This window comes from Shimia sp. (assembly GCF_049116215.1).
In the GTDB taxonomy this organism is placed as follows: Bacteria; Pseudomonadota; Alphaproteobacteria; order Rhodobacterales; family Rhodobacteraceae; genus Shimia.
The window spans coordinates 797,539-810,699 of sequence record NZ_JAGDZB010000001.1; the positions used below are offsets into that span (position 1 = coordinate 797,539).

Below are 13,161 nucleotides of genomic sequence, written 5' to 3' on the forward strand. Positions count from 1 at the left end.
TTGACGGTTTGTCTATTGCCAATCCAGTCCTACGCGCGTTTTGCGCTTTTCGATAGGGGATGGGGTTTGCTATCTGGAGGGAACCAAACCTTGGGGGGTTCTGAGCAGTGAAAGGCGACAAGCCAAGCGTCACGCCGATGATGGCGCAATATCTGGAGATCAAGGCGCAGTATCCGGATGCGTTGTTGTTCTACCGTATGGGCGATTTCTACGAGATGTTTTTTGACGACGCGGTGGCAGCGGCAGAGGCGTTGGATATTGCCTTAACCAAACGTGGCAAGCACGACGGCAATGACATCCCCATGTGCGGCGTGCCGCATCATGCGGCCGAGGGCTATTTCCTGACGCTTATTCGCAAAGGCTTTCGCGTCGCAGTCTGCGAGCAGCTGGAGAGCCCGGCGGAGGCAAAGAAGCGCGGCTATAAGGCGGTGGTGAAACGGGATGTGGTGCGGCTGGTGACGCCGGGCACCTTGACCGAAGACAGCCTGCTGGATGCGCGGCGGCACAATTTTCTGGGCGCCTATGCAGTGGTGCGCGATGAGGCGGCGCTGGCCTGGGCGGATATTTCCACCGGCGCGTTGCATGTGATGCCAATGAGCCCGGTGCGGTTAGGACCGGAACTGGCGCGACTGGCGCCAAGCGAATTGTTGGTGGCTGAAGGCAGCGAAGCAGAATTGGACCCCATTGTCGAAGACATGGGGGTGCCATTGACCGCCGTGTCGCGAGGGAGTTTCGACTCTGTTTCAGCAGAAAAGCGGGTTTCTGCGCTGTTCAAGGCGTCCTCTCTGGAAGCCTTTGGCACATTCACGCGACCGGAAGCCGGGGCGCTTGGGGCCATCGTGGATTACCTGGAGCTGACGCAGAAAGGCAAACTGCCGCTGTTGCAACCGCCGGTGCGCGAAGCGACGCAGGGGGTCATGCAGATTGACGCCGCAACCCGGCGCAATTTGGAACTGACCGCCAGCCTGTCCGGCGGGCGCGCTGGATCGCTTTTGGCGACCATCGACCGGACGGTCACGGCGGGTGGCGCGCGGCTTTTGGAGCAGCGGTTGTCTTCGCCGTCATTGCGGCTTGCGAGTATTCGCGGCCGTCTGGATTCAGTGACTTACATGGCGGAGCATCGCGGAGAAGCCTCAGATTTGCGTGAGGCGTTGCGCAAGGTGCCGGATCTGGATCGGGCCTTGTCACGACTGTCTCTGGACCGTGGCGGGCCACGGGATTTGGCAGCGGTGCGCAATGGTCTGGGCCAGGCGGGCGAGCTGTCCGAGCGCGCTTATACCGGCGCGTTGCCAGAAGATTTGAAAGCCGCACGGAACGCACTGCGGGATCACGACGAACTGCTCAACCTTCTTGAGGATGCGTTGATTGCAGAGCCACCTTTGTTGGCGCGCGATGGTGGGTTTATTGCGCCAGGATTTGATCCGGAGCTGGACGAGAGCCGCGAGCTGCGCGACGAGGGCCGGGGCGTGATTGCCAGCATGCAGGCGCAGTATTCGGAAACCACCGGCATTGCTGCGCTAAAGATCAAGCACAACAACGTGCTGGGTTATTTCATCGAGACCACGGCAAAACACGCGGACACAATGATGTCGCCGCCGCTCAATGAAACCTTTATCCACCGTCAGACCACAGCCAATCAGGTGCGCTTCACCACTGTGGAACTGAGCGAGATGGAAACCAAAATCCTGAACGCGGGCAACCGCGCATTGGTGATCGAAAAGCGGCTCTATGACAGCCTAAAAGGCGCTATCTTGGAGCGTGCGGGCCAAGTTGCAGCGGCCTCAAAGGCATTGGCGGAATTTGATTTGGCCGCAGCACTTGCGGAGCTTGCGGCCAATGAAAACTGGACGCGACCAGACGTGAACGACAGCCGGGATTTTGCCATTGAAGGGGGGCGACATCCGGTTGTGGAAGCCGCGCTGCGCAAGTCAGGTGATCCGTTTGTGGCCAATGACTGTGATCTGTCCGGTGGCGATGCCGCAAGCATCTGGATGCTGACCGGCCCCAACATGGCTGGTAAATCGACCTTTCTACGTCAGAATGCGTTGATTGCACTGCTGGCGCAGATGGGCAGCTTTGTGCCTGCGGACAGAGCGCAAATTGGGCTTGTAAGCCAGCTGTTCAGTCGTGTTGGCGCGAGTGATGATCTCGCCCGTGGGCGCTCGACCTTTATGGTAGAAATGGTGGAAACCGCGGCCATTCTCAACCAAGCCGACGATCGAGCGTTGGTCATTCTGGATGAAATTGGGCGCGGGACGGCGACCTATGATGGCTTGTCGATTGCCTGGGCCACGCTGGAACATCTGCATGATGTGAACAAATCCCGCGCGTTGTTTGCCACGCACTACCACGAGATGACGCAGCTGGCCGGAAAAATGGCTGGTGTGGAAAATGCAACCGTGACGGTGCGCGAGTGGGAAGGTGAGGTCATCTTCTTACATGAGGTCACGCAAGGCGCAGCAGATCGCAGCTACGGTGTGCAGGTCGCGCAACTGGCCGGTTTGCCAGCCGCGGTTGTGGCGCGAGCACGTGTGGTTTTGGATGCGTTGGAAAAAGGCGAGCGCGAGGGCAAAGCGCAGAAGGCGTTGATTGATGATCTGCCGCTGTTTGCTGTGGCCCCGCCGCCGGTGGCAGCCGCGCCAAGTGGGCCGTCCCCGTTGCAGGAAAAGCTGGCTGACGTGTCGCCGGACACGCTTAGCCCGCGAGAGGCGCTGAACCTGATTTATGAGTTGAAAGACCTGGCGGAAAGCTGAGTTCAGGCGAATTAGAGCCTATTTCTCCGCCAACAGTGCAGCAAGATAGGCGCCATAGCCGGACTTACCAAGCATCTCTGCCCGCGCGGCAAGCTCTGTGTCGCTGATCCAGCCTTTGCTCCAGGCAATCTCTTCGGGGCTGCCAACCTGCTGCCCCTGCCGGTCCGACAGGGTGCGGACAAAATTGCCTGCGTCCAGAAGGCTGGCGTGGGTGCCGGTGTCGAGCCAGGCATAGCCACGCCCCATGAGTTCGACCTGAAGCGCGCCTTCGGTCAGATAGGTTTCCAGCAAGGTGGTGATTTCCAACTCGCCACGCTCCGATGGTGTTACTGTGCGGGCACGATCTGGCGCGGTGCCGTCGAGAAAATAGAGGCCAGTGACCGCATAGGGCGACGGGGGTTTGGCCGGTTTTTCGATGATGTGCCGCGCCGCGCCGGTGGCGTCAAAATCAACCACGCCATAGCGTTCCGGGTCGGCCACGCGATAGCCAAACACGGTGCCGCCAGTAGTGCGCGCATCGGCGGTAGCGAGCTGTTCCGGCAAGCCGTGGCCAAAGAAGATATTGTCGCCCAGAACCATGGCGCTTGGGGCGCCATTCAGGAACGCCTCTGCCAAGAGATAAGCCTGAGCAAGACCATCGGGGCTTGGCTGTTCGATGTATGTGAGGCTGAGACCCCACTGGGTTCCATCGCCCAACGTGCGTTGAAACTGCGCCTGATCCTGCGGTGTGGTGATGATAGCGATTTCGCGGATGCCAGCCAGCATGAGCACCGACAAAGGGTAGTAAATCATCGGCTTGTCATAGATCGGCAGCAGCTGTTTGGAGATGCCGATGGTAATCGGATACAGGCGGGAGCCGGTGCCACCGGCCAGAATGATGCCTTTGCGTGTGGTCATGAGGTGCCCTGCTCCAATTGTGCAATCACGCGGGTGAGTCCCGCCTTCCAATCGGCAGGTGTAATGCCAAAATCCGACAGAAGCGTGGCGCAATCCAGACGGGAATTAAGCGGGCGTTTTGCCGGAGTTGGGAAATCGGAACTGGGGATGTCTGACACCGCAACTTGGCGCCCAGAAATGCGGAAGATCTCACGCGCGAAACCCGCCCAGCTGGTGGATGGCGCGCCGCTGTAGTGGTAGGTGCCGCCCATCTTGCCGTCCAGTATCCCCCGCGCCATGGCCACCAGAGTGGCGGCGATATCGGCGGCGGGAGTTGGACCTCCGTGCTGATCCGCCACGATGGTCAAGGCCTCGCGGGTTTCACTGAGGCGCAGCATGGTTTTTACAAAGTTGGCGCTATGGGCGGAGAACACCCAGCTGGTGCGCAGGATCACATAGGCTCCACCGGCGGCGCGCACGTTGCTTTCGCCAGCCAGCTTGGTGCGGCCATAAGTGTTGATCGGCGCGGTGGGATCATCAGGCGCGTGGGCAGTCTCCCCTGTGCCGTCAAACACGTAGTCGGTGGAGATGTGCAGGAAAGGCAGACCACGGTCCGCGGCGGCTTTGGCCATGGCGCCCGGTGCATCTGCATTGATGGTTTGAGCTGTATCAGTCTCTGTTTCGGCCTGATCGACGGAGGTAAAGGCAGCGGCGTTGACCACAACATCCGCATCCGTCTGCGCAATCCAAGCGGCGCAGGCCGCCGGGTCCAGGAGATCCGCCTCTGCCCGACTCAATGCTTCGATTTGGAGATCTGCGTCTGCCAAGGCTTGCAGTTCCCGCGCGACTTGACCGGTTTTGCCAAACACCAAAATCTTCATCGTCACTCCTTACCGGTCTGTTGGGTCATGTGCCTTTAGAGGTGCCTAAGCGCGTGCCAACCCCGTCTCTGGCTTGCAAGGCTTGCCACCAGTCCGGGTTGGCGAGATACCATTGCACGGTTTTCTCCAAGCCCTGCTGCAAAGTCACCGAGGGACGCCAGCCCAGCTCTTCGCGGAGACGGGTTGGGTCTATAGCATAGCGGTAATCATGGCCGGGGCGGTCCTGCACATAGGAGATTAGGCTGGAATAGGGTCTATCAGAAGGACGCAGGCGATCCAGAATGGCGCAAATGCTTTCCACAAGATCAATGTTGCGGGCCTCGTTTTCACCACCAATGTTGTAGGTCCGGCCGTTTTCACTTTGCTCCAGAACGGTAAGCAGCGCGTCGGCGTGATCTTCGACATAAAGCCAATCACGTACATTGAGGCCTTTGCCGTAGACTGGGATGTCCTTGCCCGCGAGCGCGTTCAGGATAACCACCGGGATCAGTTTTTCCGGGAAATGGAACGGTCCGTAATTGTTGGAGCAGTTGGTGATCACGAAGGGCAGTTGATAAGTCTCGCCCCAGGCGCGCACCAAGTGGTCACTGCTGGCTTTGGAGGCGGCATAAGGCGAATTGGGCGCATAGGGCGTGTCCTCAGTGAACTGACCCTCGTCTTTCAAGGTGCCGTAGACCTCATCCGTCGAGATGTGGTGGAAGCGGAACTGTGCAGGTTTGCCTTGGGCTTCCCAAAAGCTGCGCGTGGCCTCGAGCAAGGTGTAGGTGCCGGTCACATTGGTGTCGATGAAGGCGCCGGGGCCGTCAATCGAGCGGTCCACATGGCTTTCGGCGGCCAAATGCATGACGGCATCCGGTTGGTGCCTGTCAAAGATGGCACCCAAAGCGGACGCGTCGCGGATGTCGGCGTGCTCAAAGGCGTAACTCGGGCTGTCGGCCACGGAGGCGACGTTGTCGAGGCAGGCGGCGTAGGTCAGAGCGTCCAGATTGACCACTTGGTGACCACGGGCGATGGCGAGCCGTACAACGGCCGATCCAATGAAGCCTGCGCCGCCGGTTACGAGGATCTTCATGCGACACCTTCCCATGTGAAAACAGTCTCTAAGTCAGCCAAATATGGCGCAGCGGCATCTTTGTCGCTGAGTGTGCGCTGTGCGGGGTCTACCCCCCAATCAATGCCCAGCGCAGGGTCATCATGGGCAATGGCGCGGTCACAATCCGGCGCGTAGTAGTCTGTGCACTTGTAGATAATTTCCGTATCCGGCTGCAGGGTCACAAACCCATGGGCAAAGCCCACCGGCACCAGAAGCTGGCAGCCGTTTTCGTCGGTGAGTTCGGCGCTCACCCATTGCCCAAAGGTCGGGGACCCGCCGCGGATGTCCACCGCCACATCCAGAAGCGCCCCACGCCCACAGCGGACAAGTTTGGCCTGCGCATGGGGCGGGGTTTGGTAGTGCAAGCCGCGCACCGTGCCGACTTTGGAAGAGAGTGAATGGTTGTCCTGTACAAAGTCCAGATCAATGCCCGCGTCGACCATGCGGCGCTTGTTCCAGCTTTCGCTAAAAAAGCCGCGACTGTCGCCAAACCGATCCGGGGTGAGCAGCAACACACCGTCTAATTTTGTGGTTTCAACCTTCATGACCCGCGACCTCAAGGACTTCTGCAAACAATAAGCGAGTGCTATCAATCCCTTGTCACCTTGTCACGTGCGCAGCACGGCGGGATTTGACAGTTGGCAGTGAAATTGGGATGTGTTGCCCCATAAGAGACCAAGTTTTTTGAGCGCGGGAAGCCCGATACATGAAGCGACTGATTGCTGTTGTGGTCACCTACAACCGCCTGGAAAAACTGCAAGAGACCGTCGCACGCCTGTTGGACGCGCCGGTTGATGCGCTGGAAAAGGTGCTCGTGGTCAACAATGCCTCCACCGATGGCACTGGAGACTGGCTTGCGGCGCAGGGTAATCCGCGGCTGATTGTGGAGCATATGTCCGACAATTTGGGAGGCGCCGGCGGGTTTGAGCATGGCATGCGACTGGTCACTGAAACCTATGATCCCGACTGGATTGTGGTGATGGATGACGATGGGCGCCCGGCTGCAGGCACCTTCGAGAGGTTTCAGGCCATAGACGTCAGTCAATGGGATGCGCTGGCGGCGGCGGTCTACTACCCGGATGGGGCGATTTGTGACATGAACCGCCCATCCCGGAACCCGTTTTGGCACGGCAAAGTGTTCCTGCGCACCTTGCTTGGGCGCGGCGGGCGTGACGGGTTTCACATCACACCAGAGGATTACCAAGGCGCGCCCAAACAGATTGATGTGTCGTCCTTTGTGGGGTTGTTTGTGTCACGTGACGCGGTTGCCAAAATCGGTTTCCCGGACGGGCGCCTGTTTGTTTACGGCGAGGACGGACTTTACACATTGACGCTCAGCAAATCAGGCGGGCAGATTGGGTTTATTCCCGATCTGCGATTTGAGCATGACTGCTCCACATTCGGGGATGACGACCGCCGGTTTCGACCGCTTTGGAAGATCTACTACTACCACCGAAATTTGCTGATGCTGTATCGCGAGGCATCCGGCTGGTTTTTTGTGCCCCTGTTGTTTGTGGTCTTACCCAAGTGGGTGTTAAAAACCCGACATCACACGGGTGAGCAACGCGTGTTCTTGCGCCTGTTGCGGCACGCTGTGGTCGACGGCTTGCTGCGGCGGACGTCGGTGACACATGACAAAGTGCTGGGCTGGGCGGAAAGAAACTGACCTCAGTCGGACGCTTATCCGTTCAAGATATCCCGGTGATAACGAACCAGAAGCACCACGCCCAAAAACAGCGTTATCAACCCAAATAACGCCACATAGGTGGCATCCACATTTTCAGCCCGATAGGTTGGATAAAACCCGGAACGCATGGACGCAATCGGATGTGCAATTGGGTTAAGCCAAAGTATTTTTTGAACTTTTTCTGGAAACCCATCAATCAGAAAGAAGATACCTGACATGATAAACAACGGACGTGTAAGGATGCTCCAAACCTGCGCCCAGACGGGAAACATTCCCAAAAACACGCAGTTTAACACACCGACTCCCAAGCCGAGAAGACACGTCATCCATACGGCCGCAAAGATGGCAGAAAAGTCAAAAACGACGCGCGTGTCTGAGACGGTAAGAACCCCGCCCAACAGAACAATCATCACAATCAAACCTGTCAATGTGTTCAGAACGAAACGGGCTAGAACGGCATCGACCCAAGTTACTGCCGGGTACATCAAAAGCGATCGCGAGAACCGGAAAGACTGCATGATGTTGTTGGACAACGACATATACAGGGTAAACGGCAACATACCTGTTGCGTAAAAAAGCAGAAAGCTGGTTCCCAGAGGGGGTGTCCGCATCACCAACGAAAAGCCGATTGTCAGAATGAGAATGCCACCAAGAGGTTCCAGAAAAGCCCACAAATATCCACCGGGAGAGCGGCCGTACCGGGAACCCATTTCACGCAGGATCAAGGCCATGACAGCGCGAAACGTGGCAAATCTAGGGGCCCTTGTCAGTACTGGCCGCTGCGCAGGGCGGATTTGAGAGCCGTCAGAGGAGGACATAAACAAGATTTCCAATGCTAGCGTTTCGAGAAGGAAGTATGCTAAATATGAGCCAGATTTCAATTATGCTTTGTAAAGGCACATAATGGCAGATGCATCCCAGGGGCAAGGTGCACCTAAAGCTGCGAAAAACTCTGTTTCTAAAGGTGGCAATAACACACCGAAGCAGCAAAAACCTAAAGCGGCACCGAAGCCCGCTAAGGCAGGCGCAGAAGCAGGCACACCCGAAACTCCAAGTTCTGTAGGAAATAGGACCCCTGAAAAGGGGTCAGGTGCTGCGGCTTCAAAACCAGCGCCTGCACAAAGGCCAAAAGGCCCTGCCGCTGCACGCAACGCGGCGAACAAACCTGCAGACACCGCGCCAAACGCAAATGTGAATGCCGATGGCCCCAAGCCCTCTCAAGGCAAATCAGACGGGCAAAAGCCGCCGACTCCGCCCGCTCAGAACCCGGAGCCGCAAAGCCAAAACACCCAGAAAGCGCAGCTCCCCGTTCCAGCTCCGGCTCCGGCTCCGGCTCCGAAAAAACCGGATCCTGCTCCCAAGGCCCAATCAAAACCTCCGGCAAGTGCCGCGCGCATGAGCCGACGCCATTGGGTGATTGTGGCCTCATTTGTTTTGATGGTGATTTTGCCTATCGCCGGCGTGGTTGGGTACCTGTGGGGCGTGGCCAAGGATCAATATGGCTCAGTCACCGGTTTCACCGTGCGACAGGAAGAAAGCGCTGGCGCGCAGGAGATATTGGGCGGCCTGGCGCAACTCGCAGGCAGCAACTCCAGCAGCGACGGCGAAATTCTCTACCAGTTTATTCTGAGCCAGCACATGGTGCGATTGGTTGAAGACAGTGTCGGCCTGCAGGCGCACTACACGCAATATTGGGAGGAAGACCCTGTATTCTCACTTTGGCCGGACGCGACGATTGAGGATCTGGAAGGCTTTTGGGAGCGGGTTGTGCGCGTTTCACTGGATAGCTCTTCTGGATTGATCGATGTCCAGGTGCGCGCGTTTGATGCGGAGACCGCCCACGCCATCACCTCCAGCATCGTCCACCACAGCCAAGCCATGATCAATGCGCTGAACGAAACAGCACGCGAAGATGCGATGCGGTATGCCCGCGAGGATCTGGAGAACTCGGTTGCCAGATTGAAAGACGCACGCGAAGCACTCACGGCCTTTCGGACGCGCACACGCATTGTCGATCCGGCGTCCGATCTTCAGGGGCGCATGGGCGTAATGAGCAATCTGCAACAGCAACTTGCGGAGGCGCTTATCGAGTATGACCTCCTCAAGGACTCTGCCTCCTCGACCGATCCACGCCTCACACAGACCACCCGCCGGATTACCGCTATACAAGATCGCATCAAACTCGAACGCGAAGCTTTTGCCACGGAATCGATTGAGACCGGGGTCGGCCAGGAAGACTACCCAGATTTGATCGCCGAGTTTGAAGGGCTGGTTGTTGATCGGGAATTTTCGGAAGAAACCTATCGGGCCACTTTGGCCGCAGTGGACGTGGCGCGGGCCAAGGCGCAGCGCCAAAGCCGATATTTGGCCACGTTTGTCCCGCCAACCCTGGCTGAGTCCAGCGAGTATCCAAAACGGTTCACTTTGGCAGCGCTCATCGCGGCATGTCTTCTGCTGGCCTGGGCGATCCTGACGTTGGTCTACTATTCCATCCGAGACCGTAGTTAAGGCGGGCGGGATCAATGATCCGAATTGAGAATCTCGTCAAAAGCTTTCGCGTACGCGGTCACAAAAAAATAGTGATCAACAATCTCAACGTGGAGCTTCCCAGCGGGCGATCGCTTGCCTTGCTGGGCAGGAACGGTGCCGGCAAGTCGACTTTATTGCAGATCATTGCGGGCACGCTGCGGCCAGATTCCGGGCGCATTGTCAGTGATGGATCAATTTCCTGGCCTGTCGGCTTTGCCGGATCCTTTCACGCAAACATGACCGGCGTGCAGAACATCCGATTTATTGCACGTGTTTATGGCGTGGACAGTGACGAACTCTGTGAGTTTGTGCGGGACTTTGCCGAGCTCGGAAATCACTTTTTCATGCCCGTGCGGAGCTATTCTTCGGGGATGAAATCTCGTCTGGCTTTTGGGGCATCTATGGGCATTCACTTTGACACCTATCTTGTGGACGAAGTCACATCTGTAGGAGACGCGGTTTTCCGAAGCAAAAGCCGTGATCTTTTCCAAGACCGCATGAAAGCATCAAGCGCGATATTGGTCAGTCACGATATGGGACAAGTCAAAGGATTTTGCGATTCTGGTGTTGTTCTTACCGACGGGCAGCTTCAATACTTTGATGATGTACATGACGCCGTGGAGGCCCATTTGGAACTCATTCACCGGCAGCGGGCAAACAGATAGTGCGCTCCCTCATTCCCCAGGGTCCTGCAACTGATGCGTCCCAACTTTCCTTCTTTTTCGACCTTCCCAACTTAATGAATTAGCTATGCGCAAAACAATCTACATTCACATTGGCCACTTCAAGACTGGCACGACCGCTTTGCAGGTCTTTATGAACAAAAACCGCGACACCTTGGGGAACCTTGGAACCCTTTGGAGCAAAGGGGTGGACTACCCCGAGCGGTTTAGTCATTTCGCCAAACACTCCCAATTCGCCTTTTCAATCTACAGTGAAACCGGCGTTTCGGAACTGATGTACGGTTTCAAAAATGACGTACCTGCGCAAAAGCGCTGGGAAGACTTCTTTGACTATGTTCGCACAAGAAAATGTCCGTCCGTGCTGATCAGTTCGGAAGAGTTCATGCGTATGGGGGCCCACCCGAAATCCGCAGAATTGCTCAAAAACATCGTCGCTCCTGTGCAAAGTGAGTTTCACTTTAAGATTATCGCGTACTTGCGGCAGCCCGACGCGCATTTGCGATCCTGGTACAATCAATTGATCAAGCTCAAACAGTCTGTGCCAGACTTCAATAGAACCGTCTGCGACGTTATGGAGCCCATTCACTATGACTACGCGCTGGCGCTGAAACCTTGGATCGACATTTTTGGCGAGAAGGCCGTCATTGTGCGTACCTACACCGAGGCACTGCGCCACGACAACGCCCTGTTCAAAGATTTCCTTGCCGTTCTTGGCATACCGGATGACGGAATGAATGAAGGGCGGTGGAAAGTGCCAAACGCCGGGATCAATCCCCGCCTCAAAGGTCAGTTTTTGGAGCTGACACGCATTTCCCAGAATCTAGGGTTGATGGTCGAACGTTCAGATTGGCTGAAAGAAAACCTAACAAAACAAATGAGTTCGCACCGGTCAGACAAAAATGATGGCCAAAGCTTTTCCGAAATTGTTGCACGCTCCCGTCTCGGGATCGAAACCTTAAAATCCAACCGACACACGGCCACCGTTGCGGAATTTTTGGAAGACAGTCCACCCAGCCCAGATTCTGACGAGAGATCCGAGTTTTTGAATTTGGTACAGCTCCTGATGCACGAGAATACCGTGTTGCGACATCGCATCTTTCAAAACAATTCCGCTTTGTCAGACAGGCTGACTGCCCTCGAAAACCAATTAAAAACTCCAAGATCAGATTCAAAATGAGAGTCCTGTTTTACAACTGGGTCGACTATTTAGATGCCGAAAAACGAGGCGGTGGTGTATCTATTTATCAGCGCAACGTGATGGCGGCCTTGCAGGACCGCAAGGACGTTAACGTGAGTTTTCTGACCGCAGGGCTTTCTTACGATTTGCCCTCCAAACGCCCCCGGTGGGAGGCACTACGTCACGGGAACCGTTTGCGCAGAGCCCAGCACTATGAAATTATAAACTCTGGTGTACTGGCTCCTGCGCACCATAGTTTTGGCAACCCTGCACAAGTGGATCATCCAGAGACCCAGAAGGCGTTTTTCGATTTCATTGAGGAGACAGGCCCCTACGACGTCGTGCATTTCAACAACATCGAAGGCTTGCCAGTATCTGTTTTGTCATTGAAGAAACGCTGGCCAATGACCAAAGTTGTTTTATCTCTGCACAATTATTACCCGTTCTGCCCTCAGGTAAACTTATGGTATCAGGAAAGAAAAACGTGTGAAGATTTTGACGGCGGCAACAAATGCACGTTCTGTTTAACCGGCGGTCACGATGCCAATCACATCAGACTGGCCAATGGGCTTGCCTATAGGCTAAAGCGGCGAGGGGTTGAGGCGGGCAGCCTTGGTTTCCATCTCAGCTTTGTCTTGGCCATGCGATATGGCCGTAGTGCGGTTAGACTGCTAAGGCGTGTTAAGTCCCTTTTCAAGCGCAATACAAGCGTCGTTGCGCATGTCTCCCCCACTCAAGCCGAACAGGCGCGTAAATTATCCAGTCGGCGACGGGACATGGTGGAGACCATCAACCAACACTGTGATTTGGTGCTCTGTGTCTCTGACGCAGTGCGTGAACTTGCCGTGCGATACGGGTTGCGGCAGGAAATCTGCGTGACCAACTATATTGGCACCCAACAAGCAGAAGCCTTTGCCAACACTAAACCCAGAACTCACCTCCTGCGCCAAGACGGCACCGTCAGTTTGGGGTTTTTAGGGTACATGCGTCGCGATAAAGGGTTCATGTTTCTTCTGGAAGCCCTGGAAACGCTTCCGAAAGAACATGCCAAACGCGTGCGGTTCACCGCTGCTGCAAGAGCAGGAGAAGGTGAGGCAATGGCGCGGCTCAGCGCTTTGAACAGTCATCTGGCCGAAGTCACCCATATGGATGGGTATTCACATGACGATCTGGACGATTTACTGGCGGACATTGATGTTGGGGTGGTGCCGGTGCTGTGGCACGACAACCTGCCACAAGTGGCCATTGAACTGCACAGTCGCCACATCCCGCTGCTGACAGCCGACATGGGCGGCGCCAAAGAATTGGGCAATTGCGCTGAGATGACATTCACCGCCGGGGACATTGACGCATTCCATGATCGCATAGCCGCCATTTTGGACAACCGTATCGATATGGACGCGTATTGGTACTCGGCCCGCCCGCCGACCACCATGGACACCCACATAAACGAGCTGATTGCACATTACGCAAGCGGCTAAA

At 56.3% G+C, this 13,161-nt stretch carries 11 protein-coding genes; 6 read left to right on the plus strand and 5 right to left on the minus strand.

All coding sequences use genetic code 11. The features are described 5' to 3' along the window. Positions 1–137 precede the first annotated feature (137 nt). Complete coding sequence (gene mutS / locus JXR15_RS03805; RefSeq protein ID WP_422052245.1) at positions 138–2,753, plus strand: DNA mismatch repair protein MutS; 2,616 nt, start codon at positions 138–140, stop codon at positions 2,751–2,753. Positions 2,754–2,771: 18 nt separating this feature from the next. Here the strand turns inward: mutS and rfbA are convergent, their stop codons facing one another. The 4 genes from rfbA to rfbC are packed head-to-tail and all read right to left on the minus strand — an operon-like array spanning position 2,772 to position 6,148. Then, complete coding sequence (rfbA, locus tag JXR15_RS03810; RefSeq protein WP_422051898.1) at positions 2,772–3,650, minus strand: glucose-1-phosphate thymidylyltransferase RfbA; 879 nt, start codon at positions 3,648–3,650, stop codon at positions 2,772–2,774. Continuing rightward, positions 3,647–4,510 carry a dTDP-4-dehydrorhamnose reductase gene (gene rfbD / locus JXR15_RS03815; RefSeq protein ID WP_422051899.1) on the minus strand — a complete coding sequence of 288 codons (864 nt, stop codon included), beginning with the start codon at positions 4,508–4,510 and terminating at the stop codon, positions 3,647–3,649. Before rfbD ends, rfbA begins: the two co-directional genes overlap by 4 nt. Before the next feature lie 25 nt (positions 4,511–4,535). Next, positions 4,536–5,582, minus strand: coding sequence for a dTDP-glucose 4,6-dehydratase (rfbB, locus tag JXR15_RS03820; RefSeq protein ID WP_422051900.1), 1,047 nt, complete (start codon positions 5,580–5,582; stop codon positions 4,536–4,538). Next, positions 5,579–6,148: a dTDP-4-dehydrorhamnose 3,5-epimerase gene (rfbC, locus tag JXR15_RS03825; protein WP_422051901.1), complete on the minus strand. Its 570-nt coding sequence runs from the start codon at positions 6,146–6,148 to the stop codon at positions 5,579–5,581. Before rfbC ends, rfbB begins: the two co-directional genes overlap by 4 nt. Positions 6,149–6,309: 161 nt before the next feature. Here rfbC and JXR15_RS03830 point away from each other — a divergent pair, with 161 nt between their 5' ends. Beyond that, the gene (locus tag JXR15_RS03830) at positions 6,310–7,269 is read left to right on the plus strand and encodes a glycosyltransferase (RefSeq protein ID WP_422051902.1); all 960 of its coding nucleotides are present in this window, start codon (positions 6,310–6,312) and stop codon (positions 7,267–7,269) included. Between the two features lie 14 nt (positions 7,270–7,283). Here JXR15_RS03830 and JXR15_RS03835 read toward each other — a convergent pair whose 3' ends face one another. Continuing rightward, positions 7,284–8,021: an ABC transporter permease gene (locus JXR15_RS03835; protein ID WP_422051903.1), complete on the minus strand. Its 738-nt coding sequence runs from the start codon at positions 8,019–8,021 to the stop codon at positions 7,284–7,286. Positions 8,022–8,685: 664 nt separating this feature from the next. On the opposite strand from JXR15_RS03835, the gene JXR15_RS03840 reads away from it, so the two are divergent. From JXR15_RS03840 to JXR15_RS03855, 4 genes are all read left to right on the plus strand, one after another. After that, positions 8,686–9,798, plus strand: a complete 1,113-nt coding sequence (locus JXR15_RS03840) for a sugar transporter (protein ID WP_422051904.1) — start codon at positions 8,686–8,688, stop codon at positions 9,796–9,798. 14 nt (positions 9,799–9,812) lie between these two features. Further along, complete coding sequence (locus JXR15_RS03845; RefSeq protein WP_422051905.1) at positions 9,813–10,484, plus strand: ABC transporter ATP-binding protein; 672 nt, start codon at positions 9,813–9,815, stop codon at positions 10,482–10,484. 151 nt (positions 10,485–10,635) lie between these two features. After that, positions 10,636–11,679 (plus strand): hypothetical protein, encoded by a 1,044-nt coding sequence (locus tag JXR15_RS03850; RefSeq protein WP_422051906.1) that lies wholly within the window; start codon positions 10,636–10,638, stop codon positions 11,677–11,679. Further along, positions 11,676–13,160 (plus strand): glycosyltransferase, encoded by a 1,485-nt coding sequence (locus JXR15_RS03855; RefSeq protein WP_422051907.1) that lies wholly within the window; start codon positions 11,676–11,678, stop codon positions 13,158–13,160. Before JXR15_RS03850 ends, JXR15_RS03855 begins: the two co-directional genes overlap by 4 nt. The last annotated feature ends 1 nt before the right edge of the window (position 13,161 follow it).